This is a genomic window from Sphaerochaeta sp. PS (assembly GCF_032144095.1).
Taxonomy (GTDB): Bacteria; Spirochaetota; Spirochaetia; order Sphaerochaetales; family Sphaerochaetaceae; genus Sphaerochaeta.
Genome location: NZ_JAVSNJ010000021.1, coordinates 23,771 through 46,453, shown reverse-complemented (window position 1 = coordinate 46,453; position 22,683 = coordinate 23,771). Strand labels below are relative to the sequence as shown.

Annotated in this window: 23 protein-coding genes; 6 read left to right on the top strand and 17 right to left on the bottom strand. The window is 46.1% G+C overall.

Annotated features, from left to right (window positions below):
• Positions 1 to 11: 11 nt before the first annotated feature.
• From ROJ03_RS12655 to ROJ03_RS12610, 10 genes are all read right to left on the bottom strand, one after another.
• Positions 12 to 1,202, bottom strand: coding sequence for a glycosyltransferase (locus ROJ03_RS12655; protein ID WP_313727427.1), 1,191 nt, complete (start codon positions 1,200 to 1,202; stop codon positions 12 to 14).
• Positions 1,203 to 1,275: 73 nt separating this feature from the next.
• Positions 1,276 to 2,412, bottom strand: a complete 1,137-nt coding sequence (locus ROJ03_RS12650) for an N-acetyl sugar amidotransferase (RefSeq protein WP_313727426.1) — start codon at positions 2,410 to 2,412, stop codon at positions 1,276 to 1,278.
• The gene (gene wecB, locus ROJ03_RS12645; protein ID WP_313727425.1) at positions 2,409 to 3,536 is read right to left on the bottom strand and encodes a non-hydrolyzing UDP-N-acetylglucosamine 2-epimerase; all 1,128 of its coding nucleotides are present in this window, start codon (positions 3,534 to 3,536) and stop codon (positions 2,409 to 2,411) included. Before wecB ends, ROJ03_RS12650 begins: the two co-directional genes overlap by 4 nt.
• Positions 3,537 to 3,540: 4 nt before the next feature.
• A complete protein-coding gene (locus tag ROJ03_RS12640) occupies positions 3,541 to 3,984 on the bottom strand; it encodes a helix-turn-helix domain-containing protein (RefSeq protein ID WP_313727424.1) in 444 nt (147 codons plus the stop codon).
• Position 3,985: 1 nt separating this feature from the next.
• Positions 3,986 to 5,095 (bottom strand): capsular polysaccharide biosynthesis protein CapF, encoded by a 1,110-nt coding sequence (locus ROJ03_RS12635; protein ID WP_313727423.1) that lies wholly within the window; start codon positions 5,093 to 5,095, stop codon positions 3,986 to 3,988.
• Between the two features lies 1 nt (position 5,096).
• Positions 5,097 to 6,119 carry a polysaccharide biosynthesis protein gene (locus tag ROJ03_RS12630; RefSeq protein WP_313727422.1) on the bottom strand — a complete coding sequence of 341 codons (1,023 nt, stop codon included), beginning with the start codon at positions 6,117 to 6,119 and terminating at the stop codon, positions 5,097 to 5,099.
• Positions 6,112 to 7,344 (bottom strand): glycosyltransferase family 4 protein, encoded by a 1,233-nt coding sequence (locus ROJ03_RS12625; RefSeq protein WP_313727421.1) that lies wholly within the window; start codon positions 7,342 to 7,344, stop codon positions 6,112 to 6,114. The genes ROJ03_RS12630 and ROJ03_RS12625 overlap by 8 nt, the downstream gene beginning before the upstream one ends.
• A gap of 28 nt (positions 7,345 to 7,372) precedes the next feature.
• Positions 7,373 to 8,638, bottom strand: a complete 1,266-nt coding sequence (locus ROJ03_RS12620; RefSeq protein ID WP_313727420.1) for a sugar transferase — start codon at positions 8,636 to 8,638, stop codon at positions 7,373 to 7,375.
• A gap of 878 nt (positions 8,639 to 9,516) precedes the next feature.
• Entirely contained in the window at positions 9,517 to 10,896 is a 1,380-nt protein-coding gene (locus ROJ03_RS12615) for a hypothetical protein (protein ID WP_313727419.1), read from the bottom strand.
• 166 nt (positions 10,897 to 11,062) lie between these two features.
• Positions 11,063 to 11,932 carry a transposase gene (locus ROJ03_RS12610; protein WP_313727430.1) on the bottom strand — a complete coding sequence of 290 codons (870 nt, stop codon included), beginning with the start codon at positions 11,930 to 11,932 and terminating at the stop codon, positions 11,063 to 11,065.
• Positions 11,933 to 12,015: 83 nt separating this feature from the next.
• Here ROJ03_RS12610 and ROJ03_RS12605 point away from each other — a divergent pair, with 83 nt between their 5' ends.
• Positions 12,016 to 12,483, top strand: coding sequence for a helix-turn-helix domain-containing protein (locus ROJ03_RS12605; protein ID WP_313727418.1), 468 nt, complete (start codon positions 12,016 to 12,018; stop codon positions 12,481 to 12,483).
• On the top strand, positions 12,480 to 13,172 hold the full coding sequence (locus tag ROJ03_RS12600; RefSeq protein WP_313727429.1) for an IS630 family transposase: 693 nt from the start codon (positions 12,480 to 12,482) through the stop codon (positions 13,170 to 13,172). The genes ROJ03_RS12605 and ROJ03_RS12600 overlap by 4 nt, the downstream gene beginning before the upstream one ends.
• Here ROJ03_RS12600 and ROJ03_RS12595 read toward each other — a convergent pair.
• The gene (locus tag ROJ03_RS12595) at positions 13,169 to 13,678 is read right to left on the bottom strand and encodes a transposase family protein (RefSeq protein WP_313727417.1); all 510 of its coding nucleotides are present in this window, start codon (positions 13,676 to 13,678) and stop codon (positions 13,169 to 13,171) included. The genes ROJ03_RS12600 and ROJ03_RS12595 overlap by 4 nt on opposite strands.
• A 259-nt stretch (positions 13,679 to 13,937) precedes the next feature.
• On the opposite strand from ROJ03_RS12595, the gene ROJ03_RS13075 reads away from it, so the two are divergent.
• The 3 genes from ROJ03_RS13075 (at position 13,938) to ROJ03_RS12585 (ending at position 15,191) form a co-directional block, all read left to right on the top strand.
• Positions 13,938 to 14,258 carry a helix-turn-helix domain-containing protein gene (locus tag ROJ03_RS13075; protein ID WP_409530500.1) on the top strand — a complete coding sequence of 107 codons (321 nt, stop codon included), beginning with the start codon at positions 13,938 to 13,940 and terminating at the stop codon, positions 14,256 to 14,258.
• A 213-nt stretch (positions 14,259 to 14,471) separates the two neighbouring features.
• The gene (locus tag ROJ03_RS12590) at positions 14,472 to 14,768 is read left to right on the top strand and encodes a hypothetical protein (protein ID WP_313727416.1); all 297 of its coding nucleotides are present in this window, start codon (positions 14,472 to 14,474) and stop codon (positions 14,766 to 14,768) included.
• A 192-nt stretch (positions 14,769 to 14,960) separates the two neighbouring features.
• Complete coding sequence (locus ROJ03_RS12585; protein ID WP_313727415.1) at positions 14,961 to 15,191, top strand: hypothetical protein; 231 nt, start codon at positions 14,961 to 14,963, stop codon at positions 15,189 to 15,191.
• 156 nt (positions 15,192 to 15,347) lie between these two features.
• On the opposite strand, the gene ROJ03_RS12580 is transcribed toward ROJ03_RS12585, so the two are convergent.
• The 3 genes from ROJ03_RS12580 to aroE form a co-directional block, all read right to left on the bottom strand.
• Positions 15,348 to 17,168: a nucleoside-diphosphate sugar epimerase/dehydratase gene (locus tag ROJ03_RS12580; protein ID WP_313727414.1), complete on the bottom strand. Its 1,821-nt coding sequence runs from the start codon at positions 17,166 to 17,168 to the stop codon at positions 15,348 to 15,350.
• A gap of 323 nt (positions 17,169 to 17,491) precedes the next feature.
• Positions 17,492 to 18,022, bottom strand: a complete 531-nt coding sequence (locus tag ROJ03_RS12575) for a transcription termination/antitermination NusG family protein (protein ID WP_313727413.1) — start codon at positions 18,020 to 18,022, stop codon at positions 17,492 to 17,494.
• Between the two features lie 33 nt (positions 18,023 to 18,055).
• A complete protein-coding gene (aroE, locus tag ROJ03_RS12570; RefSeq protein WP_313727412.1) occupies positions 18,056 to 18,940 on the bottom strand; it encodes a shikimate dehydrogenase in 885 nt (294 codons plus the stop codon).
• Positions 18,941 to 19,184: 244 nt separating this feature from the next.
• Here aroE and ROJ03_RS12565 point away from each other — a divergent pair, with 244 nt between their 5' ends.
• Positions 19,185 to 19,919, top strand: coding sequence for a transglutaminase domain-containing protein (locus ROJ03_RS12565; protein WP_313727411.1), 735 nt, complete (start codon positions 19,185 to 19,187; stop codon positions 19,917 to 19,919).
• 566 nt (positions 19,920 to 20,485) lie between these two features.
• On the opposite strand, the gene ROJ03_RS12560 is transcribed toward ROJ03_RS12565, so the two are convergent.
• The 3 genes from ROJ03_RS12560 to ROJ03_RS12550 form a co-directional block, all read right to left on the bottom strand.
• Entirely contained in the window at positions 20,486 to 21,262 is a 777-nt protein-coding gene (locus tag ROJ03_RS12560; RefSeq protein ID WP_313727410.1) for a glucosamine-6-phosphate deaminase, read from the bottom strand.
• Between the two features lie 72 nt (positions 21,263 to 21,334).
• A complete protein-coding gene (locus ROJ03_RS12555) occupies positions 21,335 to 22,093 on the bottom strand; it encodes an SIS domain-containing protein (RefSeq protein WP_313727409.1) in 759 nt (252 codons plus the stop codon).
• The gene (locus ROJ03_RS12550) at positions 22,086 to 22,673 is read right to left on the bottom strand and encodes a TRAP transporter small permease subunit (protein ID WP_313727408.1); all 588 of its coding nucleotides are present in this window, start codon (positions 22,671 to 22,673) and stop codon (positions 22,086 to 22,088) included. The genes ROJ03_RS12555 and ROJ03_RS12550 overlap by 8 nt, the downstream gene beginning before the upstream one ends.
• Between the last annotated feature and the right edge of the window lie 10 nt (positions 22,674 to 22,683).

The window sequence follows — 22,683 nt, the reverse complement described above, 5'->3', positions numbered from 1 at the left end:
TAAACTATTGGTTAATATTTTTCTTTATAGTTACAATACATAGCAGAAGGGGAATAATTCTCCATTGCAAATTCACGACACTTCAAACTTTGTTTCTCCACCTTGAATAAAAAGTTTTCCACATTTTTCTGTAATGCTTGAATATCTCCATATTCACAAAAAGCGCCATATTCATCTGGAGTTGTTTCTTTTGTGCCTCCTGTGTCAAATCCAACCACAGGAGTTCCACAGGCTAAAGCTTCCAAACAAGTCGTAGGGAAGTTTTCCTTTTTACTGCAGATTAAAAAAACATCTGCTAGGGAGTAATACTGTGCAAGAATATTCTGATCACTTATCCTGCCAATCAAAATCACATTATCCCCGTGCTGAAGTTCCTTGTCGTCAACTCCTACCATCAGAAATTTTATTCTATAGGATTTCATTCTATCCGCTAGCTTTAACACCCAAGCTCCTCCCTTCCTCTCATTCATTAAATCGGGAGCAACTGCTAAAACTATTTTCTCATCATTTATACAATATTCAGTTTTCAAAGCGTTTGTATCCCTTGGGTAAAACACTTGATTAGTATCAATTCCATTGTGTACCACCAAATTGGGGTGTTTTTGAAGGAATGATTGATTAACCCTTTCAAGTAACCATTTTGATGGGGTAACCACTATTAAATTTTCATAATCTTGGAACAATGCTTTCTTTTCTTTATACATCTTCCTTGTATAATCAAAAATCCATGAGGCAGGATACGCATGTAGTTGGGGACACTTAAAGCAAATAGTCTTCCATTTTTCACAATCATTTGCGTAGCCACATTTACCGGTATACATAAACTCACAGTGTAAGGTTAGAACTATCTTAATATTCTTACCTTTCAAATATTCAATAACGGGTTTAATGTTTACAAAATAGGCATGTAACTCATGGATGTGAACTACATCAGGATTAAATTCATCAATGAACTTTAGTAGCCGTTTAGTCGAAAAAAAAGAAAAATATCCTGTCCATCCGGTAATCCGAGTCATCAAAGCATGAAAATAAGTCTCAATATCCAGCCCGAATTTAAATACATTATGCTCAGTTATTTTAGGACCTCTGCCATAACATACAGCAGCTTCATGGCCATCTTGAGTCAAACTCTGATATAAGTCATGAACGATCTTGCCTGTGCTACTATATTTGTAGTTTACATCAATTAATAGTACTTTCATTTGTTTCCTTGTTCCATATTTATACGGGAGCATCTATACATGAGGTTAAAGGACTCTAAGGATTATTTCCTCATTACCTAAAGCTTCTTTTTTCAACCCCAATATACCGGGCAAACCCTAAAGCCATCTTTATCCACCAATAAGAGTTTGGATAATCTCGATATGTTTTATTCTCTCCATCAATGAGGTCCTGGAACTCTTTCTTGGTGATTCCAAGTTTCTTAGCAATAAAAGCCATGTCTTCCTGGGCGAGCTTTTCTGGATATGGGTCTTGTCCTAGCTGTTCAAGTGCTTGGTCTCTGGTTATTTCGCCTGACAAAACATGGTTAGAAAGATAGCACTTTCGTTTATCATATCCAAATTTCTTAATCAGATAATATCCTTCATAAAACCGGGTAAAGATATTTTCGTAATGTTTGTTTGCATAGGGCACCCATCCAAATCGCTCTTGAAGAAAGGCTTGGACTTCATCCTTTTCGTAAGGAACAAAATCAAGGGGAGCTACACGCTTCATCCCTTTGATATATGGATAATAAATTCGGTATTTTAACATTCCACAGAGAGGAAAAGTCTTAAATGGGATTTTCCCAAATTTCTTATGTACTGCCTTCAAGAATTTGAGATCATTGATATATACCCATTCCATAGGTGGCCTAATAGACTCCGAAGCAATATTTGAACCAGTTAAAACATGCTTAATACCATTATTGACTGCATAGTTATAAAGTCCTGAGAATATGGCGTGATCTTGAGGTAAATCTTGGTAAGGCACCTGTGATTTTAACATTGATAATTGAAAGTCTTTCATCTCTTCCCAATCAATGACCTCAGTGAAAACATCCAGTTCAAGAGACTTGACTATCTTTTCAATATTTTCGTCAGCAACAGGAAGGTTCCAACCAGTATCAACAACATAAATAAGAGGACGGAGATTCATGATTTCTTTTGCTACATAACATAGGTAGGAACTATCAACACCCCCACTCATGCCAATTATACAATCGTATTTCTTCCCTTTTCCTTCTTCTCGGATGCGAACTGAGATTTTTTCAAGCTCTTTACCGCCCTCTTCATTGGGGTTCCAGCTAGGGAGAATGTTCTTGTAATAATCAGTACAGAAGTCACAAACACCTTTCTCATCAAAAGTAATTGCGGGGTCAGTAGTGTCCATTACACAGTTTGTACAAATCTGGATTGTCTCGTCTTTCATTTCTTCCCCCACACTGTCTCATTCACAATCTTTGTATAGCTCTGAATCAGCCTAACCACCTTTATCGACACGTTGGTGTCATGGTAGTCATCAGGCATCTCTGTCTTTTCCTTATTGTCCCGCATGGTCACCGCCATTTCAAGGGCCTGTTCAATGTCATTGGTGGTAACACCACCAACGACTACAGTCCCCTTATCCAGGACCTCTGGTCTTTCCGTGCTGGTTCGGATCAGTACACCTGTAAAGTCCAGCATTGCCGACTCTTCACTGAGGGTTCCGCTGTCAGACAGTACACAGTAGGCATTCATCTGCAGCTTGTTATAGTCAAGAAACCCAAAGGGTTTGAGACTCTGCACCAAAGGATGGAACTTGAAGTTTCTCAGGTCGATGAACTTCTTGCTTCTGGGATGGGTACTGTATATGACAGGCATCTGGTACTTCTCTGCTATGTCGTTGATGGCAGTCATCAACGAGATGAAGTGATCCTCATTGTCTATGTTCTCTTCCCTGTGGGCAGAGACCAGGATGTAGTTGTTCTTCTTGAGGTTCAGTGTAGTAAGGACGTCACTTGCTAGGATTTTCTCCATGTGGTCATCCAACACCTCCCTCATGGGGGAACCTGTGACAAAGATGGTCTTGCCATCAAGACCTTCTGACAGCAGGTATCTTCTGGAGTGTTCTGTATAGGGAAGGTTTATGTCACTGATATGGTCCACTATCTTACGGTTTATCATCTCACTGACGTTCCAGTCCCAGCAGCGATTCCCTGCTTCCATATGGAAGATGGGAATCTTCAGTCTCTTGGCGCTGATAGCTGACAGGGCACTGTTGGTGTCACCTAGGATCAGCAGAGCTTCAGGCTTCTCTTTCTGAAGGACTTCATAGCTTTTGGCAATGATGTTGCCCATAGTCTCCCCCAGGTCCTTGCCCACACTCTCAAGATAGTGGTCAGGGGCACGAAGTCCCAGATCTTCAAAGAAAACCTGGTTGAGGGTATAGTCCCAGTTCTGTCCTGTATGGACGAGGATGTGGTCAAAATACTGGTCACATTTCTTTAGGACAGCACTTAGGCGTATTATCTCGGGTCTTGTTCCGAGTATTGTCATTACTTTCATCTTGGCCATAAAATCATCCCCCTAAAAAGTACGGCAGAAACTGGAGATATTGCGGTATATTGTTAAAGGCCCACTTCCCCAATGCAATTCTTTGTTGTTTGGTAAGTTCTTTTTCCATCATTTCTATTCCAGCAGGGGTACATATTCCGTCCTTATCCATATAATCCATTTGAATTAAAAAGCTTCTAGCCTGAGCACTATAATCAAGAGCAATAAATTTTTGTATATATGGGATATTCGTCGTGCGAATATCAAGCCCTGTTTGGATACAGTTATAATACATCAAGAGGAAAGGAATAGACTTTTTCCCTACCGGTTTAATAGATGCATCAGGGATCTGCCATTTCCTTCCAGTCATCCTGCAACCTGGGATTTGCCCATTTCTACAGTATTCTTGTATTTTCCTGACTGGAAGGCCCCATTTCTCAGCAAAAAACTTTGTAGAATAATAGCTCATATTACACCTCCTCAAAATAGGTGTCAGGTTTGTCCTTGTTAAATGGCTCGTTTGCCCACATGAAGGTAACCATATCAGAGGAACCAGTATTTGAGATGTTGTGGGTATAGCCCGGGGGTATATCTACAACCTCAAGATTTTCGGACGAGACAGGGTAGGCAATGATCTCCGAAGTGCCTACTTTCCTGAACCTAATGATCCCTTCGCCACTGACCACCAGAAACTTTTCATTCTTTGTGTGGTGCCAGTGATTGCCTTTGGTAATGCCGGGCTTGGAGATGTTCACTGAAAACTGTCCACGCTCCTCCGTCCGGAGAATTTCCGTGAAAGACCCTCTCTCATTGCTGTTCATTTTTAGAGGATAATTTAATTGGTCTTCTGGGAGATAGCTGAGGTAGGTGCTGTACAGCACCCTCTCGAAGCTGTTTCCCATATTGGGAACAGAGAGGTCAGTTCTACTTTTCTTGAATGTATAGAGAAGTTCGACAATAGTTCCAAGCTTGATGGTATGGACGGTCGGGACCTTGCAGTACCCTCCCTCCTGTACAGTGTCATTATTTAGGGCCTTAATAAAGGAGTTCACCACATCGTCGATGTAGACAAGACTCATCACCACACTGGGGTCATTGACCTGTATGGGAAGGTCGTGGGCTATGTTGTGGCAGAAGGTAGCAACAGCACTGTTGTAGTTGGGCCTGCACCACTTGCCGAAGACATTGGGGAGACGGAATACAAAGACAGGGGAACCTGTCTCCTTCGAATAGGAAAACATCAGGTCTTCCCCTGCCTTCTTGCTCTTGCCATAGGGATTGTCCAGTTCGGCCTGGATGGACGAGGAGATGAGGATGGGACACGTGTTGTTATATCTCTTCAGCGAGTCGAGGAGGAGGCTGGTGAAGCCGTAGTTGCCTTCCATGAACTCCTTAGGGTCCTTGGGTCTATTGACGCCTGCCAGGTGGAATATGAACTCACAGTTTGCACAATAGGTGTCCAGCAAAGAAGGGTCTGTATCAACATCATAGAGATACAGATCATCATAACCCCTGTTCTTGAGTTCATAGATGAGGTTCTTCCCGACAAAGCCGTTTGAGCCGGTTACCAGTATCTTCATACTAGCGGTTCTCCCAAGCTTTGATCTCTTCCTGGATGTACGGCAGGGTAAGCAGCTTCGCCTTGACCTGCTCGACTGTGAGCAGCTCAGTATTGTCCGAGTTAAACTCGGTCAATACGTTTCGCTTGCTGCTTCCATCCTTGAAGTACTTATCATAATTCAAGTCACGGTTATCAGCAGGGACACAGTAGAAGGATCCAAGGTCTCTAGCCACTGCACACTCTTCATTGGTAAGGAGGGTCTCATACATCTTCTCCCCATGGCGGATACCGATGACCTTGGTCTCGGCATCAGAATTGAAGAGTTCCTTCACAGCCTGTGCAAGCACTCCTATGGTGCTTGCAGGGGCCTTCTGCACCAGGATGTCACCGGTGTGGGCATGCTCGTATGCATACAGTACCAAGTCCACAGCCTCATCAAGGGTCATGATGAAGCGGGTCATCGCAGGTTCTGTTATGGTCAGGCTCTTGCCTGCCTTAATCTGTTCGACAAAGAGAGGGACGACGGAACCCCGTGAACACAATACGTTACCGTATCGTGTCCCGCAGATAAGGGTTCTGTCCTCTGCTACTGTCCTAGACTTAGCAACGAAGACCTTCTCCATCATAGCCTTGCTAGTACCCATGGCATTGATGGGATAGGCAGCCTTGTCAGTTGAGAGGCAGATGACCTTACTGACCCCAGCATTGATGCAGGCGGTCAGGACGTTGTCAGTGCCGATTACATTGGTCTTGACGGCTTCCATAGGGAAGAACTCACAGGAGGGTACCTGCTTCAGTGCTGCTGCACTGAAGACATAGTCCACGCCATTAAGGGCATCGCGGATGCTGCGGTAGTCGCGCACATCCCCGATGTAGTACTTGATCTTTTCATTGTTGTAGAGATGACGCATATCATCCTGCTTCTTCTCGTCTCGGCTGAAGATGCGGATCTCAGCTATGTCAGTATCGAGAAAACGGTCCAGGACGGCATTGCCGAAAGAGCCGGTGCCGCCTGTGATGAGGAGGGTCTTGTTTTTAAACATGGGTAGTATCCTTCACGAGAGAATGCAAGACATTCTCCAATTGGTCTATGAGTATTTCTTTTGAGTACATTCTATCGGAGTAAAGCTTCGCCTGCTTTCCCATTTCCAGTCTTTCTGGCTTAGAAAGGCTGGAAAAGGAGACTATGATGTTGAAAAGTCCCTGGGCATCTTCAGCATCGGTGACAAACCCCGCTTTTGCTTCAGAGACAACTTGCTGCACTTCTCCATCAGCAGATACCAAGATGGGTACCCCACAAGCAAGGTATGATTGCACCTTCGCCGGGATGGTCTTGGAGAAGATGGCGCTTTTCTTCAATATGACCAGGCCTGCATCAGAGGCAGAAAGAAGAGCAGGAATTTTCTCGGCTGGTTGTCGTTCGATAAAGACAAACCAATCTTCAAGGTTGTTTGTAACGACAAGATCAAGGAGGCGTTCCTTGTCACTGCCATCGCCTACAAGGACAAAGCGTACAGGGATACCTTGTTCCTTTAACAACAATGCGACAGGTATAAGAATATCCAAGCCTTGTGCCAGCCCTATGTTACCTGTAAAGGTAAAGGTAAGCCTCGATACATGTGCGAGCAAAGTTTGATCGAGGGGATCTCTCTCTAGTGGTTGATAAAACTCCTCTGCATACTGCGGCCAGAACAAAAGCTTCTCAGAAGGTACACCCCGCTCTGCTATAGCCTCTATAAAACTTCTTGATGAAGTCAGAACCTTATCGGTACGGCGGTAGATTCCATCTACCATCCTACCTATCGGTTTGATGACCATAGGAGAAGAGATACCGGTTATAACCTCAAAGCTCTCTGGCCAGAGGTCGAGGATGTAGATTGCACTGGGAATTTTCCTTCGCTTGGCAAACCAGACTCCCACCAGACTCTGGGTCATAGGGGAACTCATGTTCATAAACACAACGTCTGCTTTCTCTCTGGTTAAATGGGCGAAGAACCAACCAGAAACAACGAAGGAGATATAGTTCAGGGTAAGGCCTATAAATCCCTTCCCCCTTGGGATGACAGGAAGATGGATAATGGAAACACCCTGATAGGTCTCCCTTCTCTTGTGAAAGAAGCCATACCCTGAAAAGAACTTCCCTTTTGGGTAGTTTGGTATGCTGGTAACAACAGTAACAATGTGACCACTCGCTGCTAAAGCAACACATATATCGTTGATGCGCATCTGCTCCGGATAAAAGAACTGTGATTCAACCAGTATACGCATACTGCTTACCCTATAACCATGGAAGCGATCACCTACCGCCCTTCATCCCCAAGAAGGTTTCAAATGTCTTCATGATGATCTGGATATCAAATGACAGTGACTTGTGCTTTACATAGTACAAGTCGTATTCGGTCTTCCTGATGTACTCTTCCAAGGTAGTTGTGTGTCCGTAGTTTATCTGGGCCCAACCAGTAAGGCCTGGGCGAACCATATTTCGGAACCCATAGAATGGGATTGTCTCTTTCCACTTGTCATGGTAAATGCCCATTTCGGGCCTAGGTCCGACTACTGACATGGTACCATTGAGAATATTCATGAATTGGGGAAATTCATCAATCCGAGTCTTTCTTAGTATCTTTCCAACAAAAGTAAGTCGTTGGGTAATGGTACCATTAGGATTTCCAGAGTTTTCTAACTGCTTATCTTCCTTCAGGCTCCTAATCTTGTAAAACATAAAAGGTTCTTCATACAGCCCAACCCTTTTTTGCTTAAAAATGACAGGGAAGCCTGAATTTAGGACCACGAGTATGCCAAATAGCAGAATGAATGGGATGGCGATGATGCCCATGACCAAACCAAACACAATATCCATGATCCTCTTCTCTTGGGAGATGGGTGTCTGGTTGAAGAATATCTCGTAGTAGTCTCTGTACTCTTCAGCTATGGTCAAAGGAATACGATACAGCCAGTCTTCCACAACTTCAGTGATGTAGAATTTCTGAACCCCTTTCTTTTCCAATTCATATACTTCCAATGATAGTTCCCTGAACAGTTGAAGATTTGCAATAATAATGACTTTATGGCTAATGTCTTTGAATAGTCCACGTGCCTGTTCAACAGAAGAAGCCCATTGTTCTATAAGGATTTTACCTTGGGCAGACTCTTCTACTTCAGCGAGCAAACTACCATAGATAGATTTATCGCCTATGACAATACAATGCAAAGAGGGGATCTTGCTAATAACAATTCTGTAGTACAACAGCGAAAGGATGGGTATTGCTAGGCTGGCTGCAATGGTAGTTGCAATAAATTCGTGCCGGTATACATCCCTGTTTGCCCCAAAGATGAGAATAGTAAAGAACATCCCAACCAGAACACCTAGGAAGGAACCCAGGACTGTTGATATAAGCACAGCGTTCTTTGATTTCAGCGTATTCAGTTCAAAGCCGTGAAATATGAAGATGAATGAGACAAGGGATATGTCTGTGATAAGGAACTGGATAGTCCGATAGATTGTGAGTCGGTCAGCATAGAGATATTGAAACAAAAAGAGGAGCATGACAAGGAAAGCCATATAAAGTCTCTTCTGGTGCATTATTTTCTTATACATTACATCCTACCTACAAAACCTATGTGCAGTGATGACACAAACCCAACAAATCAACAAAAAAGAAAGACCGAGAAACCAGGACAGAAAGCAGCCCCTTGCCAGTTCACTATACTGATTAGCTAGTATTAGGACAGAACTACCCCAACCCAGATAACGAAAGAAAAAGACTAAAGCATACCGTCTCCATACCAGGACGAACCTACAGTATGGAACCATTATTGCATATATAAGAGTAGCATGGGCAAGGATTTTCTCATTTCCTCTCTCATAGCTAAGGTAGCCTACCACTCTTTGGTGCACTTGTAAATATATTCTTGAATTTCAATAGAGATCCCTAGTCAATATTATAGGCTTTATGTAGGGTTATCCTATCGAAGAGCATATATTTCCTTCGTTTAAGGGGAAAAATATAGCTAACTTCTCCTTTCTTTTTACTAAACACTATCAGCATGTCTCAAGGCTGCAAAGAAAACCAGAACAAGACAAGAATCTTCAATCTTGCAAGATTTATACATCCATGAACAATTGTAATATCTGTAATGGAAGTGGAATATGATACTGCCTACTCGCAATCACAAACAAAGGCAGAAAATCCAAATCAGACGTTCTTGACTTGGATAATTCTTGATGTTCCTCAGACCATCCTATTACTTGCCTGAGATTATCAAGAAACGGTTTGTCTTTCTCAAAGACATAGGCACTCACTTGTTTTGAAGCACCTTGAGCTGACGATAAGAACTCAATTTCGTTCAGAGGCCTTCCACAAGACAAAACTTGGAAGAACACATGAGTACATTGTTCCTGTAACCAAGGTTCAATATGCTGGAACATTTCCACTAAGTTCATTTTATACAGAAAGAAGCCCAAATAGGGAATAACAGCATCTGCATTAGTGTGCTCCTCGTAATATTCTTGTGATCTTTCAGAGGGATGCCTAGGAGAAACGGACACAGCACGGATGGATGAAGCCAAAGTGTAGCAATACCTTTACGGGCCAAGAAAGAATAGTCAAGGTCGGTAAAGCTAGCAAGAGCCTCGCTTATCTCTTGCATCGATGTGTCCAATGCCTGTTGTATGGTATCGCTGTTTGCAGAAATAGTGACCCATGCTCCCTGCAATAGTAACCTAATTGCAAAATCCAAGAACTTACCATTTTTTTTCATAATGATGAGTAATTCATGAAAGTCTTTTACAGTAACTGCTGGATTACATTTCAAGAAAGCAAACATAGTAGCTAATGCCTGTTCAGGATCAAAAAGATACAGATGTTCCATCAAATGGGTAATCGGAAAGGATGACTTCCCAGTATTTAGCGGTGTAACCTTAATCAGATGGCTAACAGTCTCCCACTCTTGTTGGGTCAAAGGCCCCTTGGACTGAAGCTCATTAGCGAAGTATCTAATGACAGAAAATGAAAACTCCACGGGTGCTTCATTCATAAGGAATATCTCTTTCAAAAAAGATTGGAGCAATACCATGGAAGGAGTGTCATCTAATTGGGCTGATAAGTGCATGATGACGCAGAATAGAGCTGCCTTCATGCTCCCTAGCGGTAGCGAAGGGAATCGATGTTGGAATACGCCCAAGAATCGTCGAAAATATTCCTTGTTTTCATCAGAAGACTCTGATATTTCCATATGGGAAATACTCATAGCCAAGGTGTATTGTACAGCTGTGTAGTCCACTTTCAATGAGTCTTGAATGAACAGAGGGATGAGTTCGCTATCATGGGTATAACAGGTTTGGATAATGACTGAGACACAGGATTCCCATCTACCAAGATCTGAAGAAAGTACTTGTAGTACCCGCTCCAGGTTCTCCATAGAATTAAGGCAGTACGTCACCAAACCTGCATACGCTTCTGACGAAAGCAAATCGTTCTTTGCCCTTGTCATCATGAGCTCTGCGCAATCCAGCAGGGCTATCCTATCTAGATTGTTGCATTGAGGTATGACGGCATTGAACAAGAAGATGTAATCAAAAAGAAGATGTGATTGTTCTTCTCTCTGTAAAAGATCTGATTGAAACCAGTGAAGGAATGATTCTGAATACAAAGACAGAAACAGGATACCCAACAGCAATATCCGCTCAGGGGCAGTAACAGCCCTCCCTACTACCAAGAGAGTCATTGCCAAAAGAAGAAGCACACTGAATCCAAAGAGGTAATCCAAAGCAGGTACTATAACGAAGTTCTTATAGACCACAAGCAGAAGGATCATCATGGAAAAGACCTGTAAGGAGCCAGATACGGGGTACCTAGCACCTGGTCCTATTCTTCAAAACGACTAAGAAAAGTGCTGAGTATTTACCAAAAAACCCTGTCCTCTTTCCTTAATAAACTTTACAAACAAAAATGGTTCATCAAAAAAACAGAAAATATCGGCTCAATCACAAACCTTGTGGGATTTTATTTGATTTAGGATTCCTGACATACTCTTTCCTACTTGCATCGAAGAGCTTGAGAAAGAAATAATCGTCATCGGCATAGCCATATCCTTGGCGGCGAATTGTCTTAATTTTTCCGTTTATTCCCTCAATCTTACCAGCAGAGATAGTATACGTAGCATGAGCAATGATGCCTTCAAAATGGTTATCCAGCAACCTTTTGAACCACCTAAGGTGTTTATTACCGGTTGAAACGCAAGCATCCATGATTTCTGAAATCATATCGGCCATCTTCACCTCATCCGTTGCCCTGTAGGCTTCGGAAAGTTTCTCCTTGATCAGATCTAGGGTGAAGAGTAGCTTGTTCTGGCTGAGCAGGTCCTCATACCTCTCCACATAGCCGGACTTTCTGGTCACGGCTTCCTTACTGAAGAGGGAGCTCCCTTTGGATATGACCTTACCTTCCTCCGCTTCTTTATCTTTCCTCATAAGGGTTTGCTTTGAGGATGTGAGGATGTACCTGCTCTTCTTGAGTGACTCGGCAGCCTTGGTGTCCCCCTCAGCAAGGAGCCTTTTCTGCTCATCCTTCCTAACTTCCGCAACTACCTTCTCGTTGAAATTCTTAACGATATGGAAATAATCGTAGACTATCTGGATATGGGGGCACATATGCTCGAAGGCCTCCTCAAAGTCGCTATTCATATCACAGGCAATGGCCTCGACTCCGTCCATCCATTCAAGCCCTACATGCTCGATGAACGAATAGACGGTGGCTTTCTTCTTCCCATGGGCCAGCCAAAGGATATGGCCGGTCTCCATATCAATGATCACCACGGCATACTTGTGCCCGTTATGGAGCTTGAACTCGTCAATCCCTAGTAGTTTGTAAACACTAAAACTTTAATTTTAGTAATATTTGTGTTATCCTCCAAATAGCTGTATATTTGGGGGTAGCCATGAAGTATCAATCCTTGCGCATCACGTTGACGACAGAAGAACGGAATGAACTCGAGAAGATAGTGAGCAACGGTACTGCTCAGGCAAAGGAGATCAGGCGTGCAAACATCCTGCTCTCCGTCGATGAGTCCGAAGGGCGCAAGCGTATGAAGGATGTCGTGGTAGCCCGTATGCTGGGCACCACACCCCAGACGATCTGCCAGGTCAAGAAGGACTACCTGCAAAAGCAGCGGGTTGAGGACTCCATCAAGCGGAAAAAGCGGGTGACCCCGCCGGTTCCTGCCAAGATCGACGGCAGCGTCGAGGCCCACATCATCGCTATCGCCTGCTCAAATCCGCCTTCCGGATATGGGAGATGGACGCTCCGGCTCATTGCCGACAGGATGGTGGAATTGGATTACATTGACGCAATTTCTCACACGGCAGTGGGAAAAACACTAAAAAAAACAGGTTTAAGCCTCAGCTGAAGCGTTGCTGGTGCATTCCTCCCCAGCAAAACAGTGATTTTGTGGCCAAGATGGAGGATGTGCTGGCGGTATATGCAAGACCCTATGATGAGAAACGGCCTCAAGTCTGTATGGATGAAAAGCCGGTCCAATTGTTGGGAGACCTCCGGAATCCGGTACCCCTCTCAGATTCCAACCATACCAGGCTCGAGGACAGTGAATACATAAGGAACGGGACCTGCAGCATCTTCATGTTCACCGAACCGCTCGGCTGCTGGAGGGAAGCACATGCCTGCAAACGCAGGACCAAGAAGGTCTGGGCATCCGAGATCAAATGGCTTCTGGATGAGAAATACCCCCATGCCGAGAAGGTGGTCCTTGTCATGGACAACCTCAATACCCACAGCATTTCGTCCTTGTATGAGACCTTCCCCCCAGAAGAGGCTTTCAGGCTGTCGCAAAGATTGGAGATTCACTTCACCCCCAAACATGGAAGCTGGCTGGATATGGCTGAGATAGAGTTATCGGCATTGACCAACCAATGCCTCTCCCACAGGAGAATTGACAACTTGGAAGACTTGAAAACTGAAATCCTTAGCTGGTCGGTATCAAGGACTGCCAACCAGAAAGGTATCGATTGGCAATTCACTGCACAGGATGCAAGGACAAAACTCAAATCCCTCTATCCTGTCATTGAATTGAAGAATTAGACTTTACAAGCTACTAGGTACCTTGCCTGCCTTTCTGGCTTGATGAGTCTCTTGCCGTCGATGGTGTACTTTTCCCTAAGTCTTTGCATGTCAATGTCTTTGACAGTATTCTTGCCGAGCTTAGTAAGGTATGTTACAGCCTTGTTCGTAAACCCATAGGCAAGTAGATCCCTGGCATACGTGAAAAGCGCAGTGGTAATCCTGTGCCCCTCTGCTTGGAATGGCACTTCCTGCATCTTGGTCTGCTTGCAGGCTGGACAGAAAAACCTAACCTTGGGGAATCTGAGGTTGCTCAGATTCCCCCCAATGCACAGATGTCTCAGATTGACCTCATAGGTGTTGTGGATATGCATCGGCTTTTTACAATGGGGGCAAAGGGAATCCTTTTCGTCCCTATCGACATTTCCATGCAAGAGATAAGCCCCCAGGCCTGAAACCGTCGTTACAGTTTCTGTATGGGTATTGCTGAAGCCTACCAATGTTGAGGGTAAAGTGATATATTCCATGTAGGGCTATTCTCCTGCTGTTAAGTGTGGTAACTAAACAATACAGGGATGGCCCTTTTCTATGCAACCGCCTTCGGTTTCAAATCTCCTTGGAATCTTCTATTCAAAATTGGCTTATCTAGGAATCCCACAAAGAAAGTGATTGAACCAAAATATCTTCAACTCCCCTGAAGCAATACTCCCACCTCTTCTTCTTACTTACTAAACACTAAGTATTGGAGGTAACCAATTGCACTATCAAGCAGCTCTTTCTCGTCTTATGGAAGAACAAAGAATCTCAATTCAAACCCTATCAAAACGAACTAACTTTTCTGTACGTTGGCTCTCTTTAATCCTACAGGATCCCAATTGGAACCCTTGGCTAAATACACTGCTAAAGCTATCAGAAGCTCTCAGAATCAACGTAATAACGCTCGTTGAGTATGCAGAGGTCTGTAGCCGGGCAGGAGAACCCCAGAACCCCAGAACCCCAGAACCCCAGAACCCCAGAACCCCAGAACCCCAGAACCCCAGAACCTCAGAACCTCAGAACCTCAGAACCTATAACTATTACACCAGAACAGATATCCTATGCGCTTAAGACTATTCGCCTAGAATTAGGATTATCCCAATCAAAACTTGTTAAGCTTACCCATTTCCAGCTGACTGCAATAAGCCTACGGGAGCAAGAGCGCTACCAAAGCTATCCAGCAATGAGTACCCTGGAAATATACTGTACAGCCTTCGGCATTACAGTCTCTTCCTTCCTACAGTATGCATCCTCTCTCTTTCTTTCATCAGAGGAGGCCATATCATGAACTTCCTCTCAAGAAAAGAAATCAATGCAACCTATGCGTTTCTTTTCAAGCCCTATACCCAAAGTGGAGAACTACCCTATCTTTCTGTGAAAGACAGTAGACGCCTGCTCAGCCTTACTGAAGTAGCCTTGCTGTTTGGCTTTGAACCAGCAGACCTTGGAGGCTTCATTCTCTCTCACCCAGACTCAATACCCTACCAACAGGAAGGAGAAGACATATTCTTTGAAAGGACAGCCATACTCTCCTGGTATCTGGAAACAGCACTACCGTTGTTGGAGGAAGCTAATTGTTGAATGATTGTAAGTTATGGATATGGATGGTTGATGTATTCAATAAGAGGCTTTGGCTTCAAGGCCTCTTATTGATTCTGAGTTATCATTTCTCTTTTTTCCACGTCTAAGACCAAAGCAAAATTGTCTACCGTGAAGAAAAAACAAATCTGAGGTTGTGGGTTTCCTCACCTGTTGAACAATGCTTCAGCTAGTATGACAAGGATTGCAGCAATAGAAGCAGCCATCGGCTTTGCTATCACGTTTTTTTGCTTCTCTCAGAGCATCCTGGCAGTTATAAAACTCTCCAAGATACAGCCGGTTTTTCATTTCTGGAAGATGATTGCAGGAGGAAACATGTACTTCGTGATCGCCATTGTTCTGAGAATTCAAATTCATGTAATAGCTAGCCATACCAACACCTCCAAGTGTTCATACTCTGGTTAGTCTATTACGCATGTGGAATTAATCAAGGTTGCTATGGCTCTGTTTCAAAGAAACATCACTATAAACCATTATAATCGAGTAATTTAGGCTTTTGGTTCGGATTATGAAGGTGAAAGTTTCGGTTCTTATTCATTGAAAAACTCTCTTTTCTTTCCCCTAAACCCTCGTCCCCTCAAACTCCGGCACCAACTCATGTAGGGTCTTTACCAGCTCTTGTGGGCTCTTCTCTGTTAGGGAATCAATGAGCTCTTTGAGCTTGTCTTCTTCTATAAGTTTTGTGTTATCAACCTTCGCCTTGAATACCAGCTTGTCCTCTGTGGGGATGGTGGTATCCTTGTTGGCAAGGAGCTCCTCATAGAGCTTCTCACCAGGCCGTAGGCCTGTGACAATAACCTGACTTCTTCCATCGCCGTAGTACTTCACCAGCTTCTGGGCAAAGTCGTAGATCTTCACAGGCTGGCCCATGTCAAGGACCATCACCTCTCCACCCTTGGCCATGGAAGCAGCCTTGAAGACGAGGCCTACAGCCTCGGGGATGGCCATGAAGTACCGGATGATCTCCCTATGCGTCACCGTGATCGGAACACCGGCCTTTATCTGGTCCATGAAGAGGGGGAGCATGCTCCCACGGCTTCCCAGGACATTGCCAAACCGCACGGCAACCATCTCGGTCTCAACACTGTTGAGCATGCTAGCCATCAACTCAACAACACGCTTGGTGGCTCCCATCACATTGGTGGGGTTCACCGCCTTGTCGGTGGAGATCACCACCACCTTCCTCGTCTTGTGGGCCTTTGCACTCTGGAGGATGTTGAACGAACCACCGATGTTGGTGTTGATGGCCTCCTCAGGATAGAGTTCCTGAAGCGGAACATGCTTATAGGCAGCAGCATGGAACACAAGCTCAGGCCTGTACTGCTCGAAAATCCTATCTATCTTCTTCCTGTTCTTGATGTCACACACCACAGGAACCACCAGGCTGCTCCACTCCTTCTGGTAGTTGTGTAGCCTGAGCGAAAGGTCATGCAGCTCCGTCTCATCGATATCCAGCAAGACAAGCTGCTTGGGGTCATAGCTGAGCAGCTGCTTGCAGATCTCGCTGCCTATGCTGCCACCGGCTCCGGTAACAAGAATCCTCTTGTCCCTCACCATCGCCCTGATGGGCTCCCTGTCGATCTTGATAAGAGGCCTGCCCAAGAGGTCGGCATAGTCGAGGCTCCTGAGGTCCAGCTCCTTGGCACCAGTTTGCTGCATCTCAAACAACGAGGGGATCACCATGACATTGCAGTTGTTCTCCTTGGCAGCATCGACAGCCAACAGCATCCGCTCCTGCTCAATCTCGGTGATGGCGATGATCAGGGTCTTTGCCTGTGTCTGCTGAAGGGCCTTGCCTAGGACCTCAACAGGCCCAAACACCTTAAGGCCAAGGAGGTAGGTCCCGTGTAGCGCAGGGTCGTCATCGACGAACCCCACGATATGGAAAGGGAGCCTACCCTTCTGGTATTGCCTCACCAAGGTGTTGCCCAACTCCCCAGCCCCATAGACGATGGTCCTGGGGTTTCCGTTGTTGGTATGCCTGAGATGGAAGTTGAGGGCACTGCGGTAGAGATACCTCAGTCCCATCAAGAAGAGGAAGGCGAACCCATCGGCAACGCAGAGAAACGGAATCCAAAGGGAAGCGAAGGAGTCGAAGCGGGCGAATATCAGAACCCCTACCACTAAAGGCAGGGCAAAGCCCGGAAGCCCACGGTTAAGCAGGTCAAGAGAACTCTCGCTGATGCGAATGGCATAGAACCGTACCAGCTTAAGTACGACCAGCAAACTGATGGTATTGATGGCAACCACAGAGTAGAAGGACGGAGGTATGGTACGGAATACGACCCAAGCGGCAAAGAAGCCACTGGCTATCACCCACACTGCATCAAAGCACAAAAGGACCACCAGACGCCTGATGCGTTTTGTTGAAAGTCGTGCCACTACAACCTCGATACTCTCTAGTATTTACTATTAGGACGAAAAAACCCCAACCCAGACGGGGCTGGGAAACATCAAACCGTAGAAACCACTTTGCCAGGACGAACCTACAGCAGAGCAATATGTATGCGACCAGTATAAGAAGCAACTAAAACAATAGCAATTCCTATAAGCCACTGAATCAGCATAGTATCATCAATTTTATTCAAAGTAAACCAAAAAAAGGAAATTAGGCACCACAATAAGTACAGAAAAAACTCTCTAAGGTTTACCCTTTTGCCTTTTCAATACCCCATATATACTTGTGACATGGGGATAGATCCCCGTTATTCGTCCGACCCGACAAACTCCACCGGCATACTGACCTTCCGTACCTCGTTGGCAAACTCAAAGGCCACCAAAACCCTGGAACCCCGCTGGTCAACCCTCAGGATAGTACCCTGCATGTCCATCATCGGCCCTTCGATGACCTTGATGGGCTCCCCTTCCTTGAACACCACCTTCGAGGGTTTTATCGTCCCCTTGTTGCCCATGATCCAGGCTGCATACTGCAGGTCTGCACCCTTTAGGGCGATGGTCTTGTCAAGGTTATGGAGAAACCCATAGGAACCGGGGATACCCCGTACCTCATAGGTAACATTCTGCAGGTCGAGCTCAGTGCTTATCATCAGATACCCAGGAAGGATTGGCTGGTCGGTAACCAGCTTCTTGCCTTTCCGACGCTCGAACATCTTTCGCATCGGATAGAAGACCTTCACATCGTTGAGGTCGCCGAACTCCCTGCCAAAGTACTTGTTGAGGTGGGCACGTACCTTGGCCTCACCGCCTGTCCTACATGCAATACAGTAGTAATTCATAGTCGCCCATAGTATAGAGAAACTGTTGCTTTGTCACCTCTGAGCAAAGGCTTCCTCCAACGCCCTTCTCATAAGAGCCCTATCAGGATCGCTGCCTGTCCATTGCCTCACTGCGAGGGCCCCTTGGTTCACCAACATGCCCAGTCCGTCAACAATGGTGCAGCCAGCAAGTTCTGCTTTCTGTAAAAACAATGTTTGTACCGGATTAAATACAACATCACAAGCAATGAGTGAAGAATTTTTACCTGTAAAGGCAACATCAACACAACTGGTTGGGGAAAACAGCCCCACAGAGGTAGCCTGTACCACGATGTCAACATCATCAGCGATGGTATAGCACCCCACCCAAGGCTCGACAACAAGCTTTGTCTGGCTGATGCCAGAAAGCCTCTTGGCAATGGAGAGTGAACGCTCCTCTGTCCTATTTACCAATACCACCTCACCGCTCTTTGCCAAGACCAGCTCGGTGGCGATGGCGGAGGCGGCTCCTCCGGAGCCCAATACCACGATCTTCTTGTTTTGCACGGTGATGGCCCGATCAGCTAGCGACTGGAGAAAACCCTTGCCATCGGTATTGTCCCCATAGTAGGAACCATCAGGGGTGCGGGTGATGCAGTTCACTGCCTTGCATAGCAGGGCAGACTCACTCAACTCATCAAGGTATTGCAGCACCTCCTGCTTGTGTGGAGCAGTTACATTGCCACCAGCAAACCCAAGGGCACGTAGGCCCCATAGGGCTGAAGCGAGGTCACTCTTGGGAACTCGGCAGGTAAGATAGCGGCCAGAATATGCAAGATCCTGAAAGGCCTTGTCGACCATATGCTCGGTGGGGTTTCCCACGATAGGGTCCCCAATACAGAAAAAGAGAGAAGGCAAGGGCCCCTTCATGAGAGCGTGCAACGCGTTGTATGCTTCCATGTACACCATCCTTGTCTTTTTCTACACACATTTTACTACACAATTTACGACCTGCATAGAAAAACCCCACATATGCAATAATCGTAGCATATATCTGTAATTATCTTGTTATTTGTAGGTTTTACCATTAGGATACGTATATTACAAACCATCATAAGAGCACAGCTAGACGTATCCTACAGGGCACCTCTCTTTGTGGTCTTGCAAGCATCGGCTGAAAACGGTACTAACAAGGATTTTGCCAATGGAAGAGAAGCGAGTGAAACAATCTGAGAACGTTGACCTGCTACAACAGAGCCACCTCTTGGATTACAACCACCCCGCCATGCAGAACCTCATCAGAGAAAGAGGCTGGCTTTCCCTTCAGAATAGGTCAGAGCTCATCGGTTCAGTCTACACCTTCGTACGCGATGAAATCGCGTACGGCTATACCAAGAAATTCCAGATCCCTGCCTCCGTTGTCCTTTCCAAGGGGTATGGCAACTGCCTGACAAAAACCACCCTGCTTTTGGCCCTGCTGAGAGCTGTGGATATTCCCTGCCAACTCCATGGCGCAACGATCAGCAGGGTTTTGTTTCGTGGACTCATTCCAAGGCCCTACCACAAGCTGATCCCCAAATATTTCCATCACAGCTGGGTGGAGGTGCAGTACGACAACACATGGCTTGAGATGGGAGGCCACATCATCGACATGCCCTACCTGCTGAAACTCCAGGAAAAGTTCCCCGACTATATGGGCAGTTTCTACGGGTATGGACTGGCAGCACTGCATTTCAAGAACCCAAAGATCAAATGGGAAGGGGAATCGACCTTCATACAGAAAAAAGCCATCGAGAAGGACCTGGGCGTCTTCAACACCCCTGACGAGTTCTTCACAGCATTCCCGGAGGCAGAGGCCTTCACCCACACCTTCCGCTATAGGGCCCTTTTCAGGAACAATCTGAACAGTACCATCATGGCAATACGAAGAGGCAAGTAGGGCTACGTTTTGTGCTTACATCGTAGTGCATCGTCTCCCTACCTGCCTCTTCAAAAAGAATCAAATCAAAACAAACAACACAAGAAACGCCTCAAGCATCAATACCAGCATCACACCTTCAAGTCCAAAGGCCTCTGGGATCGGCTCTCTCTTGTTCTCCCACACCATCTGCTTACAGCTCCTTTTCACCAAGAGCCTGTGGCAGATACCATGGCAAGAGAAAGAAGCAGGTAGGGTTACGTTTTGTGCTTACATCGTAGTCCATCGTAAGCCCTACCTGCCTCGTCAAATAATCAAAACAAGTGCAAACTGTGCAAGCGCAAACAGTACACATACAAACCAACCAAACATAACCATCAACTCATTCCCAGCCCTGAGCCCAAAGGGCTGCTGTTCTTTCTCGTATGCACCCTCAGCGGTCAATATGGGAGAGGCTTAAGGATGAGGTTATTCTCTTTGCCCATCAAAAAGCAGCTGCCAAATGCATAGCTCCAGGCTCTCAAATCAAGCAACACTCATCCTCTTACTCTCCGATTTACCTTAAGGTTCCGCCTTGTTTTTCACCCTTACCTAGGCAGGAGAGAAGCACTGGCACTATCGAGATAGAGCGTGGCATGGGAATGGGTCCGGAGGACCGATGCCGGGCAACGCTCGTCTATAGGGCCCAGTACCGTTGCCTTTACAGCATCAGCCTTCCTAGTGTTCGGAACCACACAGTGCAAAACCTTGGCCTGCATGAAGGCCGGGATGGTTACCGTTATGGCATACTTGGGCACATCTCCAAGCAGGGCGAAACACCCGTCATGCACCTGCTGGACGCGGGATTTTTCATCCAACGTTATGATCTTGGCTAGCCTGGGTTCACTGAAAGAAGCATCCGGTGGATCGTTGAAGGCGATATGGCCGTTCTCCCCTATCCCAAGAAGCACCATATCCAAAGGCGATTCCTGCAAAAGCGCCTCATAGCGGTCAGCCTCAGCCTGGGCATCAGGGGCATCGCCTTGGATGTAGTGGATGGCACCAAAGTTCTTCTTCGAGAAGAGCGAGCGGTTGAGGAAGTTCCTGAAGGACTGGCTAGCCTCTTCACTGATGCCAAGATACTCATCCATATGGAAGGCAGTTACCGCCTCCCAAGGGATATCATCGAAGGCGAGCAAAGCCTCCAGGGTGGTATCTTGGGAAGGGGCTGCGGCAAACATCATCCGTAGCGTTCCCTTCTCCTCTATGATCGTCTTCATATCCTTTGCAATGGCGAGGGCCGCAGCCCTTCCCATTGCCTTTGCATCTGCAAAAACCTGGACATCTAGCTTGTCAAAGTGGTTCTGGTATATCGGTTCGTTCATCCTGGTCCTTCTTCAATCTTTTTTTTGTTCTTGGTTCTTCTTTCTCGTGCCGTAGCTCTCTCTGTCCTTCTCCTAGAGATGCTTCACCCTGGGGAAGTATCGCTCTTCCAGAGCCTTGTTCTGCTCATCGCCTCCTGGGAGGTTGGCGCTCATCCAAAGAGGAGGGTCAACTCCCAACTCCTTGAGTTTCTTCACCGCTGTCAGCATCAGCATGTTGATGGCAAACACATTGGTAAGGGTGGAGGTGGGGGCGGTCTTCTGGTCCATTCCATCGATATCGACCACAGCATCCCCATAGGGCATGAAGGTGTTGATGAAGTAGTCGACCTCCTGGTAGAGATTCTTCCCGGTAGCATGGCGCGCAGGGTGGTCCTTTGCCACCTTGTCGGCAAAGCCTGTGGAGGTGATGCCGATGGTGACCATCTTGCGCTTCTTTGCTTCCAGGACGGTGTCGATGGTCATCGTGTTGATGCCGTAGGCATTGATGATGACAAGCACTTCCCCTGGCTTCTGGCCGATGCGGTAGCTCTCGAACACCTTCTGGGCATAGCCTGGAGTCCGTTCGATGATGTTCGACCTCTTGGCCCCATGGATGAGGTTGATGCCTGCATCGAGGATGGCATTGACAGGGGCCAAGCCGCCTGCACGCCAGAGTACCTCTTCGGCAGCCATGTTGGAGTGCCCTCCGGGGCCTATGACATGGATCAGCTCATCATTGGCGATGCTCCTTGCAATGGCATCGGCAGCAGCTTCAAGGTCTGGATTCTCATTGGCGATCTTCTGGTAGACATCCGTTACAATGGTGAGATATTGTTGCGTTTCCTTATTCATCATTCTTTGTATCCTTCATCATGGAAGAGAGCTCTTCGATCCCCTTGAGGATCTCCTCTTCCTTCGTTACGAGTTCATCGATGACACCACCCTCTTTCTCCTCGGCAATGCTCCCCTGTTTGTAGAGCTGTTGCAGATGTTCGACGGTAAAGAGCATCATCAAGACGGAGCAGACCGGCAGGCTGGCAAACAAGAATCCTGTCGGAATCGCCTTGTAGGCTTCAAAGGGTATGGACATCCGTACCCTGCTTACCTCCAGGCCGTAGACCAGCATCACCAACAGCAGCAGCATGCTAACAGATGAGAAAATGTAGCCGAACACCTTCTTGACCTTTGGGGAGAAGCGCATGCTGAAGAAATCCATCTTCAGGTGGTCCCCATGGAAGTAGACCACCGAAGAGCCGATGAAGATCATCCAGACAAACATCAGCTTCAGGATAACGTCGAGGATGAGCCACGAGACGGAAAACACATTGCGTAGCAGTATGTTGAGCATCGAGAGGCCCAACACCCCGGTAAGCAAGAGGCCGGTAATATTGGCAAGCAAGGCAGAGAGCCTTTTACAAAACGTATGGTACATAGTCTCCTAC

Coding starts and splice junctions, on each gene's coding strand:
- wecB (WP_313727425.1), bottom strand. CDS start 3,536: ATGGCCAAGATGAAAGTAATGACAATACTCGGAACAAGACCCGAGATA.
- ROJ03_RS12615 (WP_313727419.1), bottom strand. CDS start 10,896: ATGATGATCCTTCTGCTTGTGGTCTATAAGAACTTCGTTATAGTACCT.
- ROJ03_RS12590 (WP_313727416.1), top strand. CDS start 14,472: ATGAACTTCCTCTCAAGAAAAGAAATCAATGCAACCTATGCGTTTCTT.
- ROJ03_RS12635 (WP_313727423.1), bottom strand. CDS start 5,095: ATGAAGATACTGGTAACCGGCTCAAACGGCTTTGTCGGGAAGAACCTC.
- ROJ03_RS12550 (WP_313727408.1), bottom strand. CDS start 22,673: ATGTACCATACGTTTTGTAAAAGGCTCTCTGCCTTGCTTGCCAATATT.
- ROJ03_RS12595 (WP_313727417.1), bottom strand. CDS start 13,678: ATGGAATATATCACTTTACCCTCAACATTGGTAGGCTTCAGCAATACC.
- ROJ03_RS12585 (WP_313727415.1), top strand. CDS start 14,961: ATGACAAGGATTGCAGCAATAGAAGCAGCCATCGGCTTTGCTATCACG.
- ROJ03_RS12565 (WP_313727411.1), top strand. CDS start 19,185: ATGGAAGAGAAGCGAGTGAAACAATCTGAGAACGTTGACCTGCTACAA.
- ROJ03_RS12650 (WP_313727426.1), bottom strand. CDS start 2,412: ATGAAAGACGAGACAATCCAGATTTGTACAAACTGTGTAATGGACACT.
- ROJ03_RS12620 (WP_313727420.1), bottom strand. CDS start 8,638: ATGGCTTTCCTTGTCATGCTCCTCTTTTTGTTTCAATATCTCTATGCT.
- aroE (WP_313727412.1), bottom strand. CDS start 18,940: ATGGAAGCATACAACGCGTTGCACGCTCTCATGAAGGGGCCCTTGCCT.
- ROJ03_RS12605 (WP_313727418.1), top strand. CDS start 12,016: ATGAAGTATCAATCCTTGCGCATCACGTTGACGACAGAAGAACGGAAT.
- ROJ03_RS13075 (WP_409530500.1), top strand. CDS start 13,938: ATGGAAGAACAAAGAATCTCAATTCAAACCCTATCAAAACGAACTAAC.
- ROJ03_RS12640 (WP_313727424.1), bottom strand. CDS start 3,984: ATGAGCTATTATTCTACAAAGTTTTTTGCTGAGAAATGGGGCCTTCCA.
- ROJ03_RS12655 (WP_313727427.1), bottom strand. CDS start 1,202: ATGAAAGTACTATTAATTGATGTAAACTACAAATATAGTAGCACAGGC.
- ROJ03_RS12625 (WP_313727421.1), bottom strand. CDS start 7,344: ATGCGTATACTGGTTGAATCACAGTTCTTTTATCCGGAGCAGATGCGC.
- ROJ03_RS12630 (WP_313727422.1), bottom strand. CDS start 6,119: ATGTTTAAAAACAAGACCCTCCTCATCACAGGCGGCACCGGCTCTTTC.
- ROJ03_RS12575 (WP_313727413.1), bottom strand. CDS start 18,022: ATGAATTACTACTGTATTGCATGTAGGACAGGCGGTGAGGCCAAGGTA.
- ROJ03_RS12560 (WP_313727410.1), bottom strand. CDS start 21,262: ATGAACGAACCGATATACCAGAACCACTTTGACAAGCTAGATGTCCAG.
- ROJ03_RS12555 (WP_313727409.1), bottom strand. CDS start 22,093: ATGAATAAGGAAACGCAACAATATCTCACCATTGTAACGGATGTCTAC.